This window comes from Nocardia sp. Tas62D01 (assembly GCF_055232035.1).
The window spans coordinates 1-21207 of sequence record NZ_JBUYUZ010000003.1 but is presented as its reverse complement, the minus strand read 5'-3'; the positions used below and the strand labels follow the sequence as shown (position 1 = coordinate 21207).

Below are 21207 nucleotides of genomic sequence, written 5' to 3'. Positions count from 1 at the left end.
TTACTCGGCGTTCAGGTATCCGATCGGGCCGCCGCTGGAGACCGAGATGCGGCTGGACATGATCTGCTCGACACGCTCCTTCAGGCGCGGGTCGATATCCGGTGTCAGCGGCTGACCCCAGCGGGCCAGCAGGTCGCCGCTGAACCTATGACGGGTCTCGGCTTCACCCAACGCCTGGAAGGTGTCTTCCAGGGCCGTGATGGCGTAGACCGCGACAGGCACCGTCGCGACGGTTACCGCGAACAGCTCGTTGTCGAGGATCCGTTGCGGGTCGCACCGCCACCAGCACAGCGCCGCTTCTGCGAGCTCGCGGGCGCTGAAACCGATGTGGAAGCCGATCCACTCGCGGTCGGCCTCACGTGCGGCGGCCCGTGCGGCGGTCCTCAGCACGGTCAGCTCCCCGGAGGCGACGACGAGACGGGGGCGGCTCGCCAGCGAACCAATCCGCTCTGCGTCGATCGGTGTTGGAATCACGCCGCAGGCGATGAGTTTCTCGCAGGAGGCTCGCGAGATCTTCAATACAGCCGCGGCATCGTTGATGTTCATCGGGCGGGTCGCGGTCGGCGGCTGCTGCGCGAACGTGGGCAGTGACATGTGTTGTCCCTTCTGTAGAGCTAGGCCTTTGTGGCCCTTCTTGTTTCGCCAGGTCAACTCTGGTCGAATGCGTTGAAACAGTGTAGTTGTTCAACGCACTGGCGAGTGTATGCGGTCGGCCGCATGAACGACAAACCGCCGATCGTGAGCTGCGACCCGACTAACCATCGACCGATCGCCAACGTCCTGAGACACCACACCTAGCGCGATCCTTAGAGTTTGTGGGTGCAGTATCAGGCGAATCGACCCGTCGTGATTTCCCCGGCGACACGACGCGCGTTCCGTGAGTTCGCGCCCGGCATCGTTCTCCGCGAGATCGATGGAATGTGGCAGGACGAGGGGTTTGCTCCTGGCCCAGATCCCGACCTCAACGGTCAACGGCGGAGCCTCTATCAAAGCTATCTGGACGTCGTCGACTGGACCGACCACGGACATGTACAAAGGGCACTCCGCGTGTTCGAGCGAACGATCGAGGGAGTCGAAGATGCATACCTCGGCACGGTTCGACGGGAGCTCGACCGTGACGGCTACCAGCTCGAACCCAACGGCCGAATAACCGGCGGTCCAGCTGGCCGCCTGCGTGACAGCGCCATAGCCGCAGTGAAGGACGCGTCAGCTATTCGGGAACACCTCGACCGCATCAGCCGCGCCGTCGAGCACGAAGACCCCGCCCAAGTGATCGGCTCCGCCAAGGAACTTATCGAGAGCACAGCCAAGGTCGTCCTCGGCCAACGAGGCAAGACAGTGAACGAAAAGGACGACCTGCCCAAGTTGGTCACCCTCGCTGAGCAGGCTCTGCTCGTTCATCCGACGAACTTTGCGGGTGGCCCTGACAGCAGCGAAGCTGTCCGCAAGATCCTGGGCGGCGCAACCACTGTCACGTCGGGAATCGCGGAACTGCGGAACCGGGGTTATGGCACTGGTCACGGACAGGCAGGCAAACGCGTGGGACTCAGTGCACGCCATGCCCATCTCGCCCTGAACGGAGCACGAACGTGGTGCGAGTTCATGCTGGACACGCTCGCGGACCCTCAAGCTCCCTGGCGCGACCAGCCCGGATCGACTCGAACCTGAACGCGCACGTGGTCGCGTTCCTGCGCTGGCTGGTTCACGACACCGACGACCTACCCGAGCGACCAGCCGGTGACATCAATCTCACAGCGCCCCTGCGCACGGTGTAGTCCGGATCTGTGACCGCCCGCGAGCCCAGGGCAGTGAACCCGGGGCATGCTGTGGCTACCCCGGGGTGCCCTCCTCCAGGGCACTACCCCGCTCCGGGTGCCTGCCCCCGGCCCCCGAATCGAACTGGATCGAGCCGTCGACACCCGACCCCAGTGCCCTGCCTGCGGCGTGCCCTGACGGTGCAAAAGATGTACGGGCCGCCCCGGGGCTCAACCCCGAGCTACCGGGTGTTGCGGAGCCGCAAGGTGCCGGACGCGACGAGGGCGTTGAGTAGATCGTTGGCGGCGGCGACGGTGGCGGTGTGCTCGCTGCTGGCGAGGATGCCGTCGCGGGAGCGGGCGGCGAGGGTGGTCAGAACTTCACGGGTGCTGCGTGGGGAATTGAGCACCAGGGCGACAGCCTCACGGTGCGCAGCGGCACGATTCTTCGGCGGCGTGTAGGCCGCGGGCAGCACCTCCGGCATCGCGGCGGGGTGCGATTCTTCGGCGGCGTGGTACGCCTGCCATAGCTCGTAGATGAACGGTTTCAGGCCCTTGTGTATCCACCGGTCGATGTTGGACATCGGCGGATCTGTGCGCATCCGATGCGCGAGCACGCGCAACAGTTTGCGCGTCGCCGCGCCATCGGACAGCACACGGTCGACCGCGCCATCCGCGCTGATCGGTCGGCTACGTTCGATGATCCGGTCCCGGATTTCCTCGTGGACTTCGACGACTTTTCCGGTGCTGCGGGCGGCACGGCGTTCCTCGGACGCGAGACGCCGGCACTCGATGGAGCACCATCGTCGAGGTCTGCCGCGGCCTCCTGCGGCAGGGAGCTTGGTGCCGCATCGCGGGCACGTTTTGGCCTCCATCTCGGCAGGCTACCGAATTTCGTCGGACGCAATTGCTCAAAATCACCACGTGGGTGCAAAAGGTGTGACCCCTTTCGGTGATGGTGTTGTGTTCGTTTTGTAGATGTTGGTTGTCGTTTTGTAGATGTTGTGTGTTGGTTGTGTTCGTTTTGTAGATGTTGTGTTGTGTTCGTCTGTTCTGTCCGGGGTTAGTTTGCGGGACTGGTTGCGGAGTTCGGACATAGGTTGCGGGTTTCGAGGGCATGGGCCCGCGGTCCGATCGGAAGACTGCGTGCCCGTGCTGCGGCTGGGAGTGGCAGCGGACTGGGGACGGCGAGTTCGAGATCGTCTATGTCGATGCCGAGTCCGGCGAGCGGCGGCTGGCGCTCGGTCTGAGAACGGCGCGGGCGCGTCACTCCGACAGTGACGGCCTCGTGCGCCTCCTGTTCTGTCCGTGTCGGGTCTGCCGGAAATGCACTGTGTCGCAGGGCATATCGTGCTCGCCATGCAGAGCGCGTATGCGAAGTTGTCTCGGGCGAAGAAGCACTTCACTGAGCTCCAGGCGTCCATCCACTCGTACCGGGACAGTGACGCGATCACCTTCAAGATGAGGCAGATGAACGACCCGCTCGATTCCTCGCAGGTGACCGTGGAATATGTCGCGAGGGTCAAGACGACGCCGCCGTCGGAGGAATGGGGGCTTGTGATCGGAGACGTCCTCACGAACTTGCGAGGCGCGCTCGACCACGCGCTGTTCGGCCATATCGTCGCTCGGCACACCACCCTGACCGAGAAGGAGCAGAAGGGGATTCAGTTCCCTATCGTGATCGACCCGACCAAGTGGCCTGACAAGGACAAGCAGTACGCGAAGTGGGTTGATCCAACGGTATGGGCTTTCGTGCGCGACAAACAGCCGTTCGTTCAGGCGAAGGCAGATCCGGAGTCGCACGGCCTGCACATCCTCAACGACCTAGTCAACCGGGACAAGCACAGGACGCTGCACGTCCTGGTATTCAAGGGGGCGGCGACGTTCGATCGCATCAACGAGCACATCACCGAACTTCCCGCGGCCGCACTGCCCATCACAGACGGTGCTGTTCTTGCGCGCACCAGCCTGCTGCGCGCGTTGAAGGCAAACAACCCGAAAGGGGTCGAGCCGGCCATCCTCCCCGGGGAGTCTGCGTACATCGAACACATCGATGCACCCGGTTTCGGGCGGGAAACCGTCGGGGCGCTCGACCTCATGGAGAACCTCACCGCGGCCACCGAGACCTTCCTCGATGAGCTCCGCGGCAAGGGCTGCTGACCGTTCGGATATCGGTTGCGGACGTGCAGTAGTTGAACAGCGCGGTCCGGTAGGGCAGTGGCCCGATCTCTGGAAGTGCCCCGGTGAACCTGCGCGGGGCAACAGGCCTGCCCTGGGTGGCTACCCCTGGGCTACCCCAGGGCAGGCCGCCGCGACCTACCCCGGGGCACACCCCGCCACGACCTACCCCGGGGCCGCCGATGGTCCGGGAGCCGGGGCATGCCCCGGCTACCCCGGTCCCCACCTCCGGGGCACTACCCGGCCCGGTCCCTGCCTGGCTCCAGATCGAACTGGAACCGGGCCGGCCGACACCTGCCCCCGGTGCCCCGCCCGCGCGGGCGCCAGTAGTCGGCCCTCGCAGCCCGCCCGGCTGCGGATCGGCGTCGATGACGGCCGGTACGCCTTCGGCAACGTCTCCGGCCCGCACTTCCCGCGGGCGTGGGAGCACGACTGGACCCAGGACGGCCGGGCCTGCGCCGACCTCTACCCCGACGCCACAGTCTCTGAGTTGGCTGACCGCGAGCACATGAGGCGCGTCCTGGGCTGACTCGGCCTGCGGACCTCGCTCGCGCAGTGTCACCTTGAGTTGGACGTAGCGTTCACCGCAGCTCCAACTCAAGGTGGCGCGCCGCAGGCGATCGGATGGTGCGCCGCCACCTTCGGGTGGACCAGACAGCGCTCACCACGGAGCACGGACGCGAGACAGCACGAAGGCCCGGACCGCTGAACGCGCGTCCCGGCCTCCGCCGCGTGTGTTCACCCGTGAGGGGACGAAAGCATTTTTTCCGCCGCAGCAGCTCGAGATGCGCGAACTCGGCACGCGCCTGAACACGTCTTGCGAGGTCGGCCGGTGGCAGGCTGCACGATCTCCTTGCCGCACACCGAGCAGTGACTGCTCGACGTCGCCGAAGCTGGGGAAGAAATAGGCATTGGCATCGCTGACACCCCGATGCCGGGGGAAGAAATGGGCGCGGCAGGGACCGCGTGCAAAGCAGGTCGCTGAGCTGGCCGCCGCTGCCTGCTCTCGGCGGCACGTTTCGGGGCGCTGCACGCCGTTCTGACGGGATGAGCCTGCTCAACTGGCGCCGATGGAAACACAACCGGATCTGGCACGGGAGCGGGCTCTGCAGGCACGCTGTCGGACGGCTGCGCATCCCAGGTGATCTCCAGCCACATCGCGCCGCCCTTGCCCTTCTCGGCACGGTGGATGATCGGCTCGGGCTTGGCCATGAACTCGGGGGTGTCATCGAGCACCAGGCCACACCCGAGCTGGGCAGGGATCAGCCGCGGCTTCTTCTTGGGGTCCTTCGGCCGCGAGAGCCGCGCAGGCCGACCGTCGGTGAGCGCGTCGTAGGCCGGCTTAGCAGTGTCGACCAGGTTGTCCGTGTCCCGCCGCCGATTGTCTCTCGGGCGGTAGTGCAGCGTCACAGTGACATGGTCGAGGCCACGAGGCAGTCGCGCCGCCGTCGCCCGCTCATAGACCTCCTGGCGGACCTCCGCGATCTTCGCGGCGCGGGCGAACATGGCGCCACGCGTCGCACGACGCTGGTTCAGCGTGAGAGGCGGTGCCGTCCAAGACAATTCGATAATCGCGGAACCCGCGCCGATGTCCGCCCGCGCCGCCGCTGCTGGGTTGTTCACCACATCCAAGCCCTCTCGGAATCAGCCCTGAGTACGCGGGGTGGTCGGAGAGGGAATATTCTTACTTTCTTCCCCCTGCGCGACATTGTGTACCGCCGCAGTGGCATTTTTCAGCATTGCGCTGTAGTAGTCGGTTACCTCTTTGAGCCGCGTCCGGTACCGCTCGTCATCCTCGTCGCGGCGCTTCCGCTCCTTGTCCAGGTTGTCGATGAGCTGATCCACCTGCTTCCGAAGATGCACGGCTTCGTCTTCCGCGTGCTTCCGCGCCCGCTGAGCGGCCTGGACCTGGTCATGAGCAACTCGCGTATCCTCGGCTGCTTTCTGGGCAGTTGCAGCGGACTCGGCTGCAATCCGGTCCGCACGCCTCCGCTGCTCCTCGGCTTCCCTCAGCGCCTCGTCACGCTCCGCAACGGCAGCGGCAACCGCCTCGGCAGCCTCATCCTGAGCGGCCTGGATCGCGTCCACCGCCGTCTTCTGAGCCTCGGAAACAGCTTGATCCGCCTCCGTCTTCGCAGCCACTGCCTCAGCTTTCGCCTCGTCACGCTCAACCGCCATCCGACGACGCTCCTCAGCGTGCTTTTCGGCGAGATTGCGGCGCTCCTGCGCCAACTCCTCCGCGATCTTGCGCTGCGCGTTCGCGTGGACCAGCTCCTCCTCCGCAGCGGTCACGACCTGGATGATCTCGCGCTCAGCTGCCCCGGCAGCCGCGGCAGCCCCGATTACCGCGTGAGCTTCCGGAGCGATCTTCTCGGCGGCCTGGGCGATCTTCTCGGCGGCGGCCTGGAACTGCTCAACGAGCGCGGCGAACTGCTCGCGCGCCTCGGTCACCGGCCGATTGGATTCGTCACCGGCCGACTCCGCGGCGTGCGATGTAACGGAAGTGGATGTAACGAAAGTATTGGCCGCAGACTCGGCGGACACGGAAGGAACCGGCTCGGCGACGCGTGAAGGGGCAGGGGACTCCTGCTTTGGAGCGAGATGAATAGCCGGTGCCACGTTGAATCCGTGCAGCTCACGGGCCTTTGCGGCATTCTTCCCGTCGTGCCTTGCTGGAATTCCATTCTTTCCCGTGACCACCTCGCCGCAGTACTTCGGGCGGCGACCGTGGAGGGACTTCGCGTAGACCGGATTACCGCACAGATGACCCTCGTCATCCATCACGAACTCGCAGGTCCCGACCTGCTCGCCAACAGGCACCCTTTGGCCGCGCTCAGTCTCGATCATCACGTCGCCTTTCCGTTTCGTTTCCCGTCTGGTACCCTCTCATCCTACAAGAAAAATACCCCGGAAGTCAAGAAAGAAAGGAAAGAAAAAATGAGGAAGAAAGAGAAAGTAAGTAAAGAACAAACAGTTTGTTCTTTACTTACTTTCTCTTTCTTCCTCATTTTTTCTTTCCTTTCTTTCTTGACTTCCGGGGTATTTTTCTTGTAGGATGAGAGGGTACCAGACGGGAAACGAAACGGAAAGGCGACGTGATGATCGAGACTGAGCGCGGCCAAAGGGTGCCTGTTGGCGAGCAGGTCGGGACCTGCGAGTTCGTGATGGATGACGAGGGTCATCTGTGCGGTAATCCGGTCTACGCGAAGTCCCTCCACGGTCGCCGCCCGAAGTACTGCGGCGAGGTGGTCACGGGAAAGAATGGAATTCCAGCAAGGCACGACGGGAAGAATGCCGCAAAGGCCCGTGAGCTGCACGGATTCAACGTGGCACCGGCTATTCATCTCGCTCCAAAGCAGGAGTCCCCTGCCCCTTCACGCGTCGCCGAGCCGGTTCCTTCCGTGTCCGCCGAGTCTGCGGCCAATACTTTCGTTACATCCACTTCCGTTACATCGCACGCCGCGGAGTCGGCCGGTGACGAATCCAATCGGCCGGTGACCGAGGCGCGCGAGCAGTTCGCCGCGCTCGTTGAGCAGTTCCAGGCCGCCGCCGAGAAGATCGCCCAGGCCGCCGAGAAGATCGCTCCGGAAGCTCACGCGGTAATCGGGGCTGCCGCGGCTGCCGGGGCAGCTGAGCGCGAGATCATCCAGGTCGTGACCGCTGCGGAGGAGGAGCTGGTCCACGCGAACGCGCAGCGCAAGATCGCGGAGGAGTTGGCGCAGGAGCGCCGCAATCTCGCCGAAAAGCACGCTGAGGAGCGTCGTCGGATGGCGGTTGAGCGTGACGAGGCGAAAGCTGAGGCAGTGGCTGCGAAGACGGAGGCGGATCAAGCTGTTTCCGAGGCTCAGAAGACGGCGGTGGACGCGATCCAGGCCGCTCAGGATGAGGCTGCCGAGGCGGTTGCCGCTGCCGTTGCGGAGCGTGACGAGGCGCTGAGGGAAGCCGAGGAGCAGCGGAGGCGTGCGGACCGGATTGCAGCCGAGTCCGCTGCAACTGCCCAGAAAGCAGCCGAGGATACGCGAGTTGCTCATGACCAGGTCCAGGCCGCTCAGCGGGCGCGGAAGCACGCGGAAGACGAAGCCGTGCATCTTCGGAAGCAGGTGGATCAGCTCATCGACAACCTGGACAAGGAGCGGAAGCGCCGCGACGAGGATGACGAGCGGTACCGGACGCGGCTCAAAGAGGTAACCGACTACTACAGCGCAATGCTGAAAAATGCCACTGCGGCGGTACACAATGTCGCGCAGGGGGAAGAAAGTAAGAATATTCCCTCTCCGACCACCCCGCGTACTCAGGGCTGATTCCGAGAGGGCTTGGATGTGGTGAACAACCCAGCAGCGGCGGCGCGGGCGGACATCGGCGCGGGTTCCGCGATTATCGAATTGTCTTGGACGGCACCGCCTCTCACGCTGAACCAGCGTCGTGCGACGCGTGGCGCCATGTTCGCCCGCGCCGCGAAGATCGCGGAGGTCCGCCAGGAGGTCTATGAGCGGGCGACGGCGGCGCGACTGCCTCGTGGCCTCGACCATGTCACTGTGACGCTGCACTACCGCCCGAGAGACAATCGGCGGCGGGACACGGACAACCTGGTCGACACTGCTAAGCCGGCCTACGACGCGCTCACCGACGGTCGGCCTGCGCGGCTCTCGCGGCCGAAGGACCCCAAGAAGAAGCCGCGGCTGATCCCTGCCCAGCTCGGGTGTGGCCTGGTGCTCGATGACACCCCCGAGTTCATGGCCAAGCCCGAGCCGATCATCCACCGTGCCGAGAAGGGCAAGGGCGGCGCGATGTGGCTGGAGATCACCTGGGATGCGCAGCCGTCCGACAGCGTGCCTGCAGAGCCCGCTCCCGTGCCAGATCCGGTTGTGTTTCCATCGGCGCCAGTTGAGCAGGCTCATCCCGTCAGAACGGCGTGCAGCGCCCCGAAACGTGCCGCCGAGAGCAGGCAGCGGCGGCCAGCTCAGCGACCTGCTTTGCACGCGGTCCCTGCCGCGCCCATTTCTTCCCCCGGCATCGGGGTGTCAGCGATGCCAATGCCTATTTCTTCCCCAGCTTCGGCGACGTCGAGCAGTCACTGCTCGGTGTGCGGCAAGGAGATCGTGCAGCCTGCCACCGGCCGACCTCGCAAGACGTGTTCAGGCGCGTGCCGAGTTCGCGCATCTCGAGCTGCTGCGGCGGAAAAAATGCTTTCGTCCCCTCACGGGTGAACACACGCGGCGGAGGCCGGGACGCGCGTTCAGCGGTCCGGGCCTTCGTGCTGTCTCGCGTCCGTGCTCCGTGGTGAGCGCTGTCTGGTCCACCCGAAGGTGGCGGCGCACCATCCGATCGCCTGCGGCGCGCCACCTTGAGTTGGAGCTGCGGTGAACGCTACGTCCAACTCAAGGTGACACTGCGCGAGCGAGGTCCGCAGGCCGAGTCAGCCCAGGACGCGCCTCATGTGCTCGCGGTCAGCCAACTCAGAGACTGTGGCGTCGGGGTAGAGGTCGGCGCAGGCCCGGCCGTCCTGGGTCCAGTCGTGCTCCCACGCCCGCGGGAAGTGCGGGCCGGAGACGTTGCCGAAGGCGTACCGGCCGTCATCGACGCCGATCCGCAGCCGGGCGGGCTGCGAGGGCCGACTACTGGCGCCCGCGCGGGCGGGGCACCGGGGGCAGGTGTCGGCCGGCCCGGTTCCAGTTCGATCTGGAGCCAGGCAGGGACCGGGCCGGGTAGTGCCCCGGAGGTGGGGACCGGGGTAGCCGGGGCATGCCCCGGCTCCCGGACCATCGGCGGCCCCGGGGTAGGTCGTGGCGGGGTGTGCCCCGGGGTAGGTCGCGGCGGCCTGCCCTGGGGTAGCCCAGGGGTAGCCACCCAGGGCAGGCCTGTTGCCCCGCGCAGGTTCACCGGGGCACTTCCAGAGATCGGGCCACTGCCCTACCGGACCGCGCTGTTCAACTACTGCACGTCCGCAACCGATATCCGAACGGTCAGCAGCCCTTGCCGCGGAGCTCATCGAGGAAGGTCTCGGTGGCCGCGGTGAGGTTCTCCATGAGGTCGAGCGCCCCGACGGTTTCCGCCCGAAACCGGGTGCATCAATGTGTTCGATGTACGCAGACTCCCCGGGGAGGATGGCCGGCTCGACCCCTTTCGGGTTGTTTGCCTTCAACGCGCGCAGCAGGCTGGTGCGCGCAAGAACAGCACCGTCTGTGATGGGCAGTGCGGCCGCGGGAAGTTCGGTGATGTGCTCGTTGATGCGATCGAACGTCGCCGCCCCCTTGAATACCAGGACGTGCAGCGTCCTGTGCTTGTCCCGGTTGACTAGGTCGTTGAGGATGTGCAGGCCGTGCGACTCCGGATCTGCCTTCGCCTGAACGAACGGCTGTTTGTCGCGCACGAAAGCCCATACCGTTGGATCAACCCACTTCGCGTACTGCTTGTCCTTGTCAGGCCACTTGGTCGGGTCGATCACGATAGGGAACTGAATCCCCTTCTGCTCCTTCTCGGTCAGGGTGGTGTGCCGAGCGACGATATGGCCGAACAGCGCGTGGTCGAGCGCGCCTCGCAAGTTCGTGAGGACGTCTCCGATCACAAGCCCCCATTCCTCCGACGGCGGCGTCGTCTTGACCCTCGCGACATATTCCACGGTCACCTGCGAGGAATCGAGCGGGTCGTTCATCTGCCTCATCTTGAAGGTGATCGCGTCACTGTCCCGGTACGAGTGGATGGACGCCTGGAGCTCAGTGAAGTGCTTCTTCGCCCGAGACAACTTCGCATACGCGCTCTGCATGGCGAGCACGATATGCCCTGCGACACAGTGCATTTCCGGCAGACCCGACACGGACAGAACAGGAGGCGCACGAGGCCGTCACTGTCGGAGTGACGCGCCCGCGCCGTTCTCAGACCAAGCGCCAGCCGCCGCTCGCCGGACTCGGCATCGACATAGACGATCTCGAACTCGCCGTCCCCAGTCCGCTGCCACTCCCAGCCGCAGCACGGGCACGCAGTCTTCCGATCGGACCGCGGGCCCATGCCCTCGAAACCCGCAACCTATGTCCGAACTCCGCAACCAGTCCCGCAAACTAACCCCGGACAGAACAGACGAACACAACACAACATCTACAAAACGAACACAACCAACACACAACATCTACAAAACGACAACCAACATCTACAAAACGAACACAACACCATCACCGAAAGGGGTCACACCTTTTGCACCCACGTGGTGATTTTGAGCAATTGCGTCCGACGAAATTCGGTAGCCTGCCGAGATGGAGGCCAAAACGTGCCCGCGATGCGGCACCAAGCTCCCTGCCGCAGGAGGCCGCGGCAGACCTCGACGATGGTGCTCCATCGAGTGCCGGCGTCTCGCGTCCGAGGAACGCCGTGCCGCCCGCAGCACCGGAAAAGTCGTCGAAGTCCACGAGGAAATCCGGGACCGGATCATCGAACGTAGCCGACCGATCAGCGCGGATGGCGCGGTCGACCGTGTGCTGTCCGATGGCGCGGCGACGCGCAAACTGTTGCGCGTGCTCGCGCATCGGATGCGCACAGATCCGCCGATGTCCAACATCGACCGGTGGATACACAAGGGCCTGAAACCGTTCATCTACGAGCTATGGCAGGCGTACCACGCCGCCGAAGAATCGCACCCCGCCGCGATGCCGGAGGTGCTGCCCGCGGCCTACACGCCGCCGAAGAATCGTGCCGCTGCGCACCGTGAGGCTGTCGCCCTGGTGCTCAATTCCCCACGCAGCACCCGTGAAGTTCTGACCACCCTCGCCGCCCGCTCCCGCGACGGCATCCTCGCCAGCAGCGAGCACACCGCCACCGTCGCCGCCGCCAACGATCTACTCAACGCCCTCGTCGCGTCCGGCACCTTGCGGCTCCGCAACACCCGGTAGCTCGGGGTTGAGCCCCGGGGCGGCCCGTACATCTTTTGCACCGTCAGGGCACGCCGCAGGCAGGGCACTGGGGTCGGGTGTCGACGGCTCGATCCAGTTCGATTCGGGGGCCGGGGGCAGGCACCCGGAGCGGGGTAGTGCCCTGGAGGAGGGCACCCCGGGGTAGCCACAGCATGCCCCGGGTTCACTGCCCTGGGCTCGCGGGCGGTCACAGATCCGGACTACACCGTGCGCAGGGGCGCTGTGAGATTGATGTCACCGGCTGGTCGCTCGGGTAGGTCGTCGGTGTCGTGAACCAGCCAGCGCAGGAACGCGACCACGTGCGCGTTCAGGTTCGAGTCGATCCGGGCTGGTCGCGCCAGGGAGCTTGAGGGTCCGCGAGCGTGTCCAGCATGAACTCGCACCACGTTCGTGCTCCGTTCAGGGCGAGATGGGCATGGCGTGCACTGAGTCCCACGCGTTTGCCTGCCTGTCCGTGACCAGTGCCATAACCCCGGTTCCGCAGTTCCGCGATTCCCGACGTGACAGTGGTTGCGCCGCCCAGGATCTTGCGGACAGCTTCGCTGCTGTCAGGGCCACCCGCAAAGTTCGTCGGATGAACGAGCAGAGCCTGCTCAGCGAGGGTGACCAACTTGGGCAGGTCGTCCTTTTCGTTCACTGTCTTGCCTCGTTGGCCGAGGACGACCTTGGCTGTGCTCTCGATAAGTTCCTTGGCGGAGCCGATCACTTGGGCGGGGTCTTCGTGCTCGACGGCGCGGCTGATGCGGTCGAGGTGTTCCCGAATAGCTGACGCGTCCTTCACTGCGGCTATGGCGCTGTCACGCAGGCGGCCAGCTGGACCGCCGGTTATTCGGCCGTTGGGTTCGAGCTGGTAGCCGTCACGGTCGAGCTCCCGTCGAACCGTGCCGAGGTATGCATCTTCGACTCCCTCGATCGTTCGCTCGAACACGCGGAGTGCCCTTTGTACATGTCCGTGGTCGGTCCAGTCGACGACGTCCAGATAGCTTTGATAGAGGCTCCGCCGTTGACCGTTGAGGTCGGGATCTGGGCCAGGAGCAAACCCCTCGTCCTGCCACATTCCATCGATCTCGCGGAGAACGATGCCGGGCGCGAACTCACGGAACGCGCGTCGTGTCGCCGGGGAAATCACGACGGGTCGATTCGCCTGATACTGCACCCACAAACTCTAAGGATCGCGCTAGGTGTGGTGTCTCAGGACGTTGGCGATCGGTCGATGGTTAGTCGGGTCGCAGCTCACGATCGGCGGTTTGTCGTTCATGCGGCCGACCGCATACACTCGCCAGTGCGTTGAACAACTACACTGTTTCAACGCATTCGACCAGAGTTGACCTGGCGAAACAAGAAGGGCCACAAAGGCCTAGCTCTACAGAAGGGACAACACATGTCACTGCCCACGTTCGCGCAGCAGCCGCCGACCGCGACCCGCCCGATGAACATCAACGATGCCGCGGCTGTATTGAAGATCTCGCGAGCCTCCTGCGAGAAACTCATCGCCTGCGGCGTGATTCCAACACCGATCGACGCAGAGCGGATTGGTTCGCTGGCGAGCCGCCCCCGTCTCGTCGTCGCCTCCGGGGAGCTGACCGTGCTGAGGACCGCCGCACGGGCCGCCGCACGTGAGGCCGACCGCGAGTGGATCGGCTTCCACATCGGTTTCAGCGCCCGCGAGCTCGCAGAAGCGGCGCTGTGCTGGTGGCGGTGCGACCCGCAACGGATCCTCGACAACGAGCTGTTCGCGGTAACCGTCGCGACGGTGCCTGTCGCGGTCTACGCCATCACGGCCCTGGAAGACACCTTCCAGGCGTTGGGTGAAGCCGAGACCCGTCATAGGTTCAGCGGCGACCTGCTGGCCCGCTGGGGTCAGCCGCTGACACCGGATATCGACCCGCGCCTGAAGGAGCGTGTCGAGCAGATCATGTCCAGCCGCATCTCGGTCTCCAGCGGCGGCCCGATCGGATACCTGAACGCCGAGTAACCGCCGGTACAGCAAGAGGCCCCCGGAACGAGATCCCGTTCCGGGGGCCTCTTGCTGTACGGCCGCGGCCACCTGCACAAAGCAGGGAGCCAGGCCGCCGACGGAATCCCCTCCGGCGCAGCGAGTCACCTGTATACCCTGAGCGGTATGAGGGAGTCAGGGGACATCGACGCACTCAGGGTCGCGCGCGAGCAGCTGACCTTCGCGATGATCATCAACCCGGGCGGCCCGATGACCCTGGACCAGCGGCTACAACTGGGTTTGCTCGCCGCCCAGGTGGCGCTGGCCGAACGCCTGCCACTGCGGATCAACGGCGAGCGGCGGGTCTTGCAGGACGACGACGAAGAGTTCGTATGGGACGACGAGTTGGTCGAGAAGTTCCTACGTCACCTCCACCCCTCTGGGCTGAAGCTGATCCGGCTGCTGGTCGCTGAAGGAGGCGCAGCCACCCCGGACCGTGTCAAGGAGCTCACCGGCGCCAAGAACCTGGGGGGCATGATCTCGGCCATGCGCCGAGCTGGTGCCGCCACGGCGAAAGTAGCTCCCCCGCCACGCCTGGTGGAAGCACACCACTCCACCAATTCGCAGAACCCGGTGATCCTGGAGTACCGCCTCGCGAAGGGCACCATGCCGCTGATCACTGCGGCGCTCGAACGCATCGACAACGCCGGTCAGGTGTAGACCTGACCGGTTTCCGCTACGGATTGACCGGAGGGCGCACCGCGTCCCACGGCACCCAGTGCGTCAGCGTCACCGCGACCAGGCCGGAGTGGGCGCGCCACTCGATGGCGACGTTGGCGTACCAGACCGGGTCGCGACCCAGCCGCAGCCGAGCCCACGCGTAGAGCATGGCGCGAATCCACTCTTCGTCGAGCCGAAGGTCCAGCGCTGCAGCTTTTTCCCCGAGCGTGACCGGTTCGACACGCGGGCGCTCCCGCAGAGGATGGGTCCACACGCGGCGCGGATCGACCCACACGCGTCGGGGTGGTTCCACGCGCCGCAGTGGCGACGACTTGTCTTCTTCGCTCACCGCCGGCCTATCCGGTCCGAGTGAACGAGGCGGCGGCCGCCGAGGCGGCCTGGTGAGTCCAACAGGTATTCCCGCCAATGGTTCCGGCCAGGGTCACGCGCGAGGTCCGCGGGCGCGCGCCACGGCCGGATACCCGAACGTCGAGGTGGACTGCTTGCAGTCGGCCGCGACCGTGGCCCAGGCCGGTGTAGTCCGCGTGGCGGCATTCCAGTTGGAGATCCGGCCGGGCCCACCCGGGGCCGGTGACGATGAGCACGCCGCCGTGACTGCGGGCCCGCGCGATCACCGCCCTCGAGCGCGACGGCGCCGCGGATCCGACCACATCGAGCACCACCACCGCCAGCCCTTCGAGCAGGATCGCGGCTACGGCCATCGGGTCGTCACCGGGGTCCCGGATGTGCGCGAGCTTTCTGAGGTCGCCGCCCATCTCGTGAAAGGCGAGCCATCCGGCGCGCGGATTGCCCAGTACCGCAACCGATTCGCCTGCAGCGGTCGCGGCGGCCAGCAGTCCGAGTAGCACCGAACCGCCGGTACAGCCGACGACGCTACCGCGGGGCAGACCACCGTCGGGCAGCACTTCACCAAGTCCGCCACTGATCGGCAGGACATCGGTTGTGGTGGTTGCTGGCGGTGCGGATTCGGCACCGACGCGGCCCGGGATCGCGGCCATCTGGGCTCGCAACGCATCCAGCTGCGCGGCACGCGGCAGACCGGCGAGAGCCTTGTCGGCGCCCCCGCTGGACTCCGGAGCCACATTACTATCGAACATATGTTCGTATAATGACACGGCGGGAGCGTGGCGTCGAGGGCCCACTCCACATCGATAGCTGGAAGTTGTCGGATGAGGATTTGGACGCGTGATCGAGATAGTCTGCGTGACGTGGTGAACGCGAAAGATCTGGTCCGCATCGGCGCCGGCGGTGTCTCGGTTTTTCGGGTGGAAACCATCAGCGACGACGGGCAGGCGCTGCTCAAGCCGGTCGAGGATGCGGGCTACATGTTCCCGATGCCGGTGACCTCCCTCGTACCGGCCAGTGAGGCGCAGCAGCCGGAACCATGACCGATCATGCAGCCTTGGACACTGGCTCCTAGCCCTGCTTTCGCGTTCCAATTGGCAAACATCGCCGCCGAGTGCGGTCGGCAGTGCCGTGTGAGGACGATCGACCGGCACAGCCTCTTGGTCGGTCATCACTCGGATCCGCAAGCTGGTGTGACGTACGGCATCCGGGATGTCCGCGATGGCCTGTTCACCCCACGGGGAGCTGAACCACACCAGGAATGGACGGCTGGTCTGGAGCCGGTGAATTGGTGGTGGACTGGGTCATGACCGTCCCCCCGTGAATTGATGCGGAATCCAGTCCTGCGGCCTCCATCGCGTGCTGAACAGGCTGGCAGGGCCACCGGACAACGGTTTTACGGTTGCCCCACATGCGACCATCGGCCCTGCGTTCGGCGGGTGAGCAGGTAACGCACACTCCGCCGAAGGTGGCCGACCACACGTGTTCACCGAATGTGGCGATCAACTCGGTCAGTGCTTGCGGTGCGCAGTCCAGGCGCCGGATCACCGGGGGTGCCGTCCGCAACGCAACCGACTCTGTGGTGATCTCACGATCGGGTTCGGGGATCCAGCTCGGTGAGCGGTCCCGGGCATAGGTGATGGTGCCGTGCTCGACGGTCACCGGCTCGGTGAATGTCGCCCGCCGAACGCCGTTCTCGGTCATCCATGCAATAACCGCGGCCAACTCGTCGCCGAGCCAGTGCCGTGCGTAGGCCTCCAGCCGCCACGAAATCCTGGACAGCTCAGGTGTATTCATCGCTGGGCCTGCGCGTGATGGGTAATTCTGGCGAGGAAATCCGGCAGAGCCAGGCGGATGTCATCGGCGGTGACATCGAGTGAGTATTCGTTCCGGTCGATGAGGTCGGCGATGTCGTAGGCCAGCATGTCCAGGTCGATCTCGTTGGCCACGGCATGAGCAGAACGACCGAGAGCAGCATCCGGAGCCACCGCGGACCGCGCGCTGTGCTGGTGGCGCAATCCAACGGCGGCGAGAACCGGATGCGCGCCGGTCATTGGACTGCCCCCGTCGTCGTGGCGTGCTCCGCCGCTGCGCGATATGCCTCTTCAGCGGTGATGCGCCGGGGCGGCGCAGTTGCTGGCCGAGATCCCGCTCGGCGGCCGCGTTGGCGGCGCGCAGCTCGGGGTTGTCCAGGGTCCAGGTGTCGGGGTAGCGGTGCGCGGCAATGAAATTCGCGTTGCCGATGAGCCGGTCGGCGAACATCTCGATGACGGTGGTGTCGGCGCGGGTGCCGTCGTCGAGCCGTGGACGCAGATCAGCGTGGGCGTCGATGAAGGCGAGAGCCTCTGGCACGAAGCGGATCCGAGCGCCGGTCTCGGCGATCGCACGGCCGATGATGCGGTCCGGCGACCAGCGCGCCGACATCCCGTCCTCGACGGCCAGGTCTATGGCGGTGGTGACCGCGTCGGGGCAGGCGAGCACATGCAGGTCCACTGCGACGACGGCCTGGACAACGACATCGGGGTGATCGCGTCCGGCTTGGGCTTTGGTCTGCTCGTCGAATGCGGTGCCCAGCACCGCATCACGCAGTCGCTCGGCGCGGACGGCGGGGTAGCCGGTGGTGAGGGCGTGCGCGTGCAGCAGCTCGGCGGAGCGCAGTTCGTCGTATCTGGTGGGGTTGTCGCGGCGGCGGCCGTTGCCGTACACGGCGTCGCTGTAAGCGTCGGCGGCGATGGCGTCGAGGATGTCGTCGATGCTGGCTCCGAGTCGGGTGAGGTGCTGGTGCAGGGCGGTGACGGCGGCGAGCAGGCCGCCGCCGTGGTGGTAGGTCGCCAGAACACCGAACTCGGGGCGCTCCAGGTCGCCTATGATGCGGCCGATCCGTCCGGTCGTCGGGTCGCCGTAGAGGGTGTTCACGATGTGCAGACCGTGGGCGGCGAGTGCGATGGCCTGGTGGGCGCCGCGGTGGTCGAGGACCTCGGCGGGCAGCGTGGCGTGCAGCGCAGCGATTTCGGGTGCCAATGTGGTCTCGGGCAGCATCTGGTGCGGGTCGAGTAGCCGGTCCCGGATGCTGGCGTCGGCTGCCGAGGAGGCGCTCTGGCACAGATCGCTGTTGTTGTGGTCCATCACGGTTTTCTTTCTTTCCTGCTGCTGGTCTCAGCAGCCGGATTGGAAGGGGAAGCAGGCCTGGCCGCCGCTGAAGTCAATGCCTTTGCGGGGCGCGGGGGCGGGCGGGGCGAGTTCCGGCGTGGCAGGGGCCTGTGGGGCCGGGGCGTTGACGATGTCGCCGGCGGGCAGCGGTGCGGGCTCGCTGCTGGTGCTGTGGTCGGTGGAGCTCTGGTCGGGGGAGACTGAGCACATCACGTCGACACCGCCACTGATCAGGACCACTGCAGCGCCGAGGAGCACGGCGTTGCGGATCCGGCGGTTGCGGGCGTTGTGAAGCGATGTCCTGGCGGTGGTCAGGGTCATCGCGGTCTCTGGGTGGATCTGCTCTTCGGGGCTGCGGCCGAGGTCGCCGCGGTCGGCTGTGGGCGCGCTGGTCCGGGAGAGGGTCGCTCCTCCGGTCGGGGGCTGGGGGATGACAGCGGCGGGACGTAGCTGCACGACCACCGCGTCACTGTTCGCGGCCGCAGGGGCGGCGTTGGGGAACCCTTCGTCGGCCAAGGCGTGGCGGGTGACGACGTCGGCCAGGTCCAGCGCGGTGAGCAGGGTGTGGACGCGCTCGATGGTCCAGTTCTGTGGGTGCTGGCGGGCGGCGGTGTGCAGCCATCCGCTCAGCGCGGCGTCGTCACCGCCGAGCACGACGTCGCGGCCTGTCGGCATCGGCACCTGGCCTTTGTCGAGCGTGATCTGGCCGCCGTTCGGCTCGACCAGGACCAGGCCTGGCACGAACACGTCGAGCCCCGCCTGATCTGCGACGCCCTTGAGGTTGAACATGGCGTCGGAGACCTGGTTGATCGGGTTGGTGTCACCGTCACGGACGTGAACGGGGTCGCCGTCGATGCCGGGCAGCGACCAGCGGGAGTTCACGCCGCAGGCCAGCACGCCGTTTTTGTTGCGGCCGAGGATGCCTTTGACCTCGATGCATACCAGGGTGTCGGGGGTGATCAATACCAGGTCGGCTTCCTGGCTGGCGCGGCCGCTGCGGTCGGGAATGTGGCAGCCCGAGATCGCGATCCCGGATAGGTCACTGGCCTGAAGCCAGGCGAGCGCAGCCTTTTCCGCGCCCGACATTTTCGGGCGGTTGCCGTTGATGATCAGCATGAGTTTTTTCCCCTGTCGTGGTGGCACCTGGTGGTGCCGTGAACATGTCGTGATGGTGCGATCCGGGCTCGGCGTGTCGAAAGTGCACACCCTGGCCAGGCTGGGTTTCAGTGGCGGCTACGGGTCCAAGGGCCAAGCGGTCGTGGCGCTGGATGGTCCAGCGAAGGTGATCGTGGTGGCCGGTGCGTCGGTGGAGGTCTTGCAGAACATCCAGCAGGACTGCGTCTCGTGTGCGCCCTGGTCGGCGATGAACGCCGTGGTGGTCGCGGCGGCGCGCGCTGGCTCCGGGGCCCGGTCGGTGCAGAACATGACGCAGTCGCCGCTTGCGGGGGCGGGCGGCAGTGCGGCCGCGGGGGCGCGATCGGTGGTCAGCAGGACCGAGAGGCACAAGGCGACTCCGGCGACGAATATGGCCGCCAGCAGCGCGGGGGTGCGGAACAGGAAGGCGACCAGGTGGCCGATCCGGCGACGCAGAGCCAGGGCTGGGCGCAGCCAGGAAGCAGAAGCGGAGCGGAGGCGGGGCTGAATCGACATGGCGGGCGACCCTTTCGGAGAGAGCTCAACAACTATTAACAGTCTAACAGTCCAACTGTTGACAGTCTATATATCGTGAGATCTCTGCAGGGCATACGCAAAGCGGGCCTGGAGCAATGCTCCAGGCCCGCTTTGGATTTCGAGCTACCGCGGCTCCCAGACCCGGATCTTGTCGACGAGCAATTCCCAGACCGCCGTGTCGTGCTCGGCCAGGTCGACCAGGGCCTCGACCATGTCGCGGCGGCTGATGCTGCCGACGCTGCGGGTGCTGGCGCGGCCGCTGGTGCGCACACGCAGTCCGGCCTGCTTGGCCAGCTTGGCCAGCAGGTCGTTCCAGTGATCGCTCTGCTCAGGCGACATCTTGAGTGTCCACGTCAGCCAGTCGGACCGGTCCTCCGTGGAGGATGCCTTGGTTGTGGGGCTGAGCTTGGATCCGTTCTTCAGCGCCTCGGTGATCGAGCCCGCGCGTTCGCCGCTGCTAGACATCGGTTTTGTCCTTTCCATTCGGGTTGATGCCGAGCTCGGTGAGCACGTCGGCGTATGCGGAGTCGACGAGGGTCGTGCCCAGGCTGTACCCGATGGACTCTTTGAGCGTGATCATCGTCTTGAACTGCGGAATTCCAGCCTCGCCCAGCTGCCTGGGCACCTCGGTCGAGTGCCCCGCACTGAGCCGGACCTGCACCAGCAGCACACGGGGGAAGACCGGGTTGTGGCGATCCACCTCACCGGCCAACTCCAACGTCTGCGGCAACTTCCGCACATCCGGCGGATATGGCTTCATGGGCATGATCAGGTTCGTCTTCTGATCGGTGTCGGGTCGCCACAGCGTCTCCCGCAGCAGCTTGTCGCGCTTGGGCTCGACATCGATGATCGAGTGAGGGTAGGACCGTTCCAGCTCGTGCAGCCGTTTCGTGCGCCCGCCTGTCAGGTCGAACGCGTCCAGCCGCGAGCTCGCTCGGCCGCCGCTCATCTCCAGCAGCTTCTCGCGGACCGCCATGATCCACTCGTAGGTGGTCAAGTCGGTGTCGGCGTCGCCGACGAACACCGGCCCGAGGCCGAGCAGCGACATCCAGATAGCCAACTGCGAGGCAGTGGTGGACTTGCCAGCACCACCTTTGAGGATTCCCACCACCGTCCGTTCAGTCATACCCGGAGTATAGACTGTCAGACTTTTAAAAGTCTATATAGTCGGATTCGGCGCGGGGCGTGCGCGGCTGTGGGGTGGGCTGGGGTGCGGGTGGGGTGGGTCGGGGTCCCGCGCCGCGCGTTCATCGTTTTCGCGCGGTTGCGACCCGCTTGCACGTGCCACGTCGCCGCCATCCGCCCCTGCTGCTGTTGTCCGTTCCGCCCGCCCGCGCGGGCAACTCCGACGAACCTTGCGGACGGACAACCGGTGGACCTGCGGCCCGCAAGGTTGGTCGGACGGTTCGAGCTGCCGTTCGGTCCTACCTTGCGGATCGACAGGAGTCGAGTGACGAACCCGCCAGCTCCATCGCTGCCGGGTGGGGGTTCTGCCTGCTCACAACAGCGACTCCGCAACGTTGCCCTGAAC

At 65.7% G+C, this 21207-nt stretch carries 23 protein-coding genes; 8 read left to right on the top strand and 15 right to left on the bottom strand.

The window, feature by feature from the left end:
- Positions 1-594 (bottom strand): hypothetical protein, encoded by a 594-nt coding sequence (locus tag ACV7NQ_RS47795; RefSeq protein ID WP_463366205.1) that lies wholly within the window; start codon positions 592-594, stop codon positions 1-3.
- 252 nt (positions 595-846) lie between these two features.
- On the opposite strand from ACV7NQ_RS47795, the gene ACV7NQ_RS47790 reads away from it, so the two are divergent.
- A complete protein-coding gene (locus tag ACV7NQ_RS47790) occupies positions 847-1668 on the top strand; it encodes an abortive infection family protein (RefSeq protein ID WP_463366206.1) in 822 nt (273 codons plus the stop codon).
- A 328-nt stretch (positions 1669-1996) separates the two neighbouring features.
- Here the strand turns inward: ACV7NQ_RS47790 and ACV7NQ_RS47785 are convergent, their stop codons facing one another.
- The gene (locus tag ACV7NQ_RS47785) at positions 1997-2629 is read right to left on the bottom strand and encodes a hypothetical protein (RefSeq protein WP_463366207.1); all 633 of its coding nucleotides are present in this window, start codon (positions 2627-2629) and stop codon (positions 1997-1999) included.
- A gap of 595 nt (positions 2630-3224) precedes the next feature.
- Between ACV7NQ_RS47785 and ACV7NQ_RS47780 the strand changes: the two genes are divergently transcribed.
- Positions 3225-3914, top strand: coding sequence for a hypothetical protein (locus ACV7NQ_RS47780; protein WP_463366213.1), 690 nt, complete (start codon positions 3225-3227; stop codon positions 3912-3914).
- A gap of 756 nt (positions 3915-4670) precedes the next feature.
- On the opposite strand, the gene ACV7NQ_RS47775 is transcribed toward ACV7NQ_RS47780, so the two are convergent.
- Genes ACV7NQ_RS47775 through ACV7NQ_RS47765 form a run of 3 tightly spaced genes read right to left on the bottom strand, consistent with a single transcriptional unit; the run spans position 4671 to position 7249 of the window.
- Positions 4671-5555, bottom strand: coding sequence for a RusA family crossover junction endodeoxyribonuclease (locus ACV7NQ_RS47775; RefSeq protein WP_463366209.1), 885 nt, complete (start codon positions 5553-5555; stop codon positions 4671-4673).
- Positions 5556-5576: 21 nt separating this feature from the next.
- On the bottom strand, positions 5577-6779 hold the full coding sequence (locus tag ACV7NQ_RS47770) for a hypothetical protein (RefSeq protein ID WP_463366212.1): 1203 nt from the start codon (positions 6777-6779) through the stop codon (positions 5577-5579).
- 44 nt (positions 6780-6823) lie between these two features.
- The gene (locus tag ACV7NQ_RS47765; protein WP_463366211.1) at positions 6824-7249 is read right to left on the bottom strand and encodes a hypothetical protein; all 426 of its coding nucleotides are present in this window, start codon (positions 7247-7249) and stop codon (positions 6824-6826) included.
- A gap of 177 nt (positions 7250-7426) precedes the next feature.
- Between ACV7NQ_RS47765 and ACV7NQ_RS47760 the strand changes: the two genes are divergently transcribed.
- Both ACV7NQ_RS47760 and ACV7NQ_RS47755 read left to right on the top strand, forming a co-directional pair.
- Positions 7427-8233, top strand: a complete 807-nt coding sequence (locus tag ACV7NQ_RS47760) for a hypothetical protein (RefSeq protein WP_463366210.1) — start codon at positions 7427-7429, stop codon at positions 8231-8233.
- Positions 8234-8254: 21 nt separating this feature from the next.
- Positions 8255-9139, top strand: coding sequence for a RusA family crossover junction endodeoxyribonuclease (locus tag ACV7NQ_RS47755; RefSeq protein WP_463366209.1), 885 nt, complete (start codon positions 8255-8257; stop codon positions 9137-9139).
- Positions 9140-9348: 209 nt separating this feature from the next.
- Here the strand turns inward: ACV7NQ_RS47755 and ACV7NQ_RS47750 are convergent, their stop codons facing one another.
- A complete protein-coding gene (locus ACV7NQ_RS47750) occupies positions 9349-10584 on the bottom strand; it encodes a hypothetical protein (RefSeq protein ID WP_463366208.1) in 1236 nt (411 codons plus the stop codon).
- Between the two features lie 595 nt (positions 10585-11179).
- Here ACV7NQ_RS47750 and ACV7NQ_RS47745 point away from each other — a divergent pair.
- Positions 11180-11812 carry a hypothetical protein gene (locus ACV7NQ_RS47745; RefSeq protein WP_463366207.1) on the top strand — a complete coding sequence of 211 codons (633 nt, stop codon included), beginning with the start codon at positions 11180-11182 and terminating at the stop codon, positions 11810-11812.
- 328 nt (positions 11813-12140) lie between these two features.
- Here the strand turns inward: ACV7NQ_RS47745 and ACV7NQ_RS47740 are convergent, their stop codons facing one another.
- Complete coding sequence (locus ACV7NQ_RS47740; protein ID WP_463366206.1) at positions 12141-12962, bottom strand: abortive infection family protein; 822 nt, start codon at positions 12960-12962, stop codon at positions 12141-12143.
- Positions 12963-13214: 252 nt separating this feature from the next.
- Here ACV7NQ_RS47740 and ACV7NQ_RS47735 point away from each other — a divergent pair, with 252 nt between their 5' ends.
- Entirely contained in the window at positions 13215-13808 is a 594-nt protein-coding gene (locus ACV7NQ_RS47735) for a hypothetical protein (RefSeq protein ID WP_463366205.1), read from the top strand.
- A gap of 147 nt (positions 13809-13955) precedes the next feature.
- Positions 13956-14489 (top strand): hypothetical protein, encoded by a 534-nt coding sequence (locus tag ACV7NQ_RS47730; RefSeq protein WP_463366204.1) that lies wholly within the window; start codon positions 13956-13958, stop codon positions 14487-14489.
- 16 nt (positions 14490-14505) lie between these two features.
- On the opposite strand, the gene ACV7NQ_RS47725 is transcribed toward ACV7NQ_RS47730, so the two are convergent.
- Together ACV7NQ_RS47725 and ACV7NQ_RS47720 are read right to left on the bottom strand one after the other, a co-directional pair.
- Positions 14506-14838 carry a hypothetical protein gene (locus tag ACV7NQ_RS47725; protein ID WP_463366203.1) on the bottom strand — a complete coding sequence of 111 codons (333 nt, stop codon included), beginning with the start codon at positions 14836-14838 and terminating at the stop codon, positions 14506-14508.
- 7 nt (positions 14839-14845) lie between these two features.
- The gene (locus ACV7NQ_RS47720) at positions 14846-15607 is read right to left on the bottom strand and encodes a hypothetical protein (protein WP_463366202.1); all 762 of its coding nucleotides are present in this window, start codon (positions 15605-15607) and stop codon (positions 14846-14848) included.
- A 72-nt stretch (positions 15608-15679) separates the two neighbouring features.
- On the opposite strand from ACV7NQ_RS47720, the gene ACV7NQ_RS47715 reads away from it, so the two are divergent.
- Positions 15680-15898: a hypothetical protein gene (locus ACV7NQ_RS47715; RefSeq protein WP_463366201.1), complete on the top strand. Its 219-nt coding sequence runs from the start codon at positions 15680-15682 to the stop codon at positions 15896-15898.
- A gap of 187 nt (positions 15899-16085) precedes the next feature.
- On the opposite strand, the gene ACV7NQ_RS47710 is transcribed toward ACV7NQ_RS47715, so the two are convergent.
- The 6 genes from ACV7NQ_RS47710 to ACV7NQ_RS47685 form a co-directional block, all read right to left on the bottom strand.
- Positions 16086-16652, bottom strand: a complete 567-nt coding sequence (locus ACV7NQ_RS47710; RefSeq protein WP_463366200.1) for a hypothetical protein — start codon at positions 16650-16652, stop codon at positions 16086-16088.
- 60 nt (positions 16653-16712) lie between these two features.
- Positions 16713-17981 carry a hypothetical protein gene (locus ACV7NQ_RS47705; protein WP_463366199.1) on the bottom strand — a complete coding sequence of 423 codons (1269 nt, stop codon included), beginning with the start codon at positions 17979-17981 and terminating at the stop codon, positions 16713-16715.
- Between the two features lie 30 nt (positions 17982-18011).
- Positions 18012-19121, bottom strand: a complete 1110-nt coding sequence (locus tag ACV7NQ_RS47700; RefSeq protein ID WP_463366198.1) for a nuclease-related domain-containing protein — start codon at positions 19119-19121, stop codon at positions 18012-18014.
- 117 nt (positions 19122-19238) lie between these two features.
- Complete coding sequence (locus tag ACV7NQ_RS47695) at positions 19239-19655, bottom strand: hypothetical protein (protein WP_463366197.1); 417 nt, start codon at positions 19653-19655, stop codon at positions 19239-19241.
- A gap of 144 nt (positions 19656-19799) precedes the next feature.
- Positions 19800-20141 (bottom strand): hypothetical protein, encoded by a 342-nt coding sequence (locus ACV7NQ_RS47690; RefSeq protein ID WP_463366196.1) that lies wholly within the window; start codon positions 20139-20141, stop codon positions 19800-19802.
- Positions 20134-20802, bottom strand: a complete 669-nt coding sequence (locus ACV7NQ_RS47685) for a hypothetical protein (protein WP_463366195.1) — start codon at positions 20800-20802, stop codon at positions 20134-20136. Before ACV7NQ_RS47685 ends, ACV7NQ_RS47690 begins: the two co-directional genes overlap by 8 nt.
- Positions 20803-21207 lie beyond the last annotated feature (405 nt).

Coding starts and splice junctions, on each gene's coding strand:
- ACV7NQ_RS47700 (WP_463366198.1), bottom strand. CDS start 19,121: ATGCTGATCATCAACGGCAACCGCCCGAAAATGTCGGGCGCGGAAAAG.
- ACV7NQ_RS47710 (WP_463366200.1), bottom strand. CDS start 16,652: ATGAATACACCTGAGCTGTCCAGGATTTCGTGGCGGCTGGAGGCCTAC.
- ACV7NQ_RS47720 (WP_463366202.1), bottom strand. CDS start 15,607: ATGTTCGATAGTAATGTGGCTCCGGAGTCCAGCGGGGGCGCCGACAAG.
- ACV7NQ_RS47745 (WP_463366207.1), top strand. CDS start 11,180: ATGGAGGCCAAAACGTGCCCGCGATGCGGCACCAAGCTCCCTGCCGCA.
- ACV7NQ_RS47735 (WP_463366205.1), top strand. CDS start 13,215: ATGTCACTGCCCACGTTCGCGCAGCAGCCGCCGACCGCGACCCGCCCG.
- ACV7NQ_RS47730 (WP_463366204.1), top strand. CDS start 13,956: ATGAGGGAGTCAGGGGACATCGACGCACTCAGGGTCGCGCGCGAGCAG.
- ACV7NQ_RS47695 (WP_463366197.1), bottom strand. CDS start 19,655: ATGTCGATTCAGCCCCGCCTCCGCTCCGCTTCTGCTTCCTGGCTGCGC.
- ACV7NQ_RS47750 (WP_463366208.1), bottom strand. CDS start 10,584: ATGAACGACCCGCTCGATTCCTCGCAGGTGACCGTGGAATATGTCGCG.
- ACV7NQ_RS47785 (WP_463366207.1), bottom strand. CDS start 2,629: ATGGAGGCCAAAACGTGCCCGCGATGCGGCACCAAGCTCCCTGCCGCA.
- ACV7NQ_RS47685 (WP_463366195.1), bottom strand. CDS start 20,802: ATGACTGAACGGACGGTGGTGGGAATCCTCAAAGGTGGTGCTGGCAAG.
- ACV7NQ_RS47705 (WP_463366199.1), bottom strand. CDS start 17,981: ATGGACCACAACAACAGCGATCTGTGCCAGAGCGCCTCCTCGGCAGCC.
- ACV7NQ_RS47770 (WP_463366212.1), bottom strand. CDS start 6,779: ATGATCGAGACTGAGCGCGGCCAAAGGGTGCCTGTTGGCGAGCAGGTC.
- ACV7NQ_RS47715 (WP_463366201.1), top strand. CDS start 15,680: ATGAGGATTTGGACGCGTGATCGAGATAGTCTGCGTGACGTGGTGAAC.
- ACV7NQ_RS47780 (WP_463366213.1), top strand. CDS start 3,225: ATGAACGACCCGCTCGATTCCTCGCAGGTGACCGTGGAATATGTCGCG.
- ACV7NQ_RS47795 (WP_463366205.1), bottom strand. CDS start 594: ATGTCACTGCCCACGTTCGCGCAGCAGCCGCCGACCGCGACCCGCCCG.
- ACV7NQ_RS47690 (WP_463366196.1), bottom strand. CDS start 20,141: ATGTCTAGCAGCGGCGAACGCGCGGGCTCGATCACCGAGGCGCTGAAG.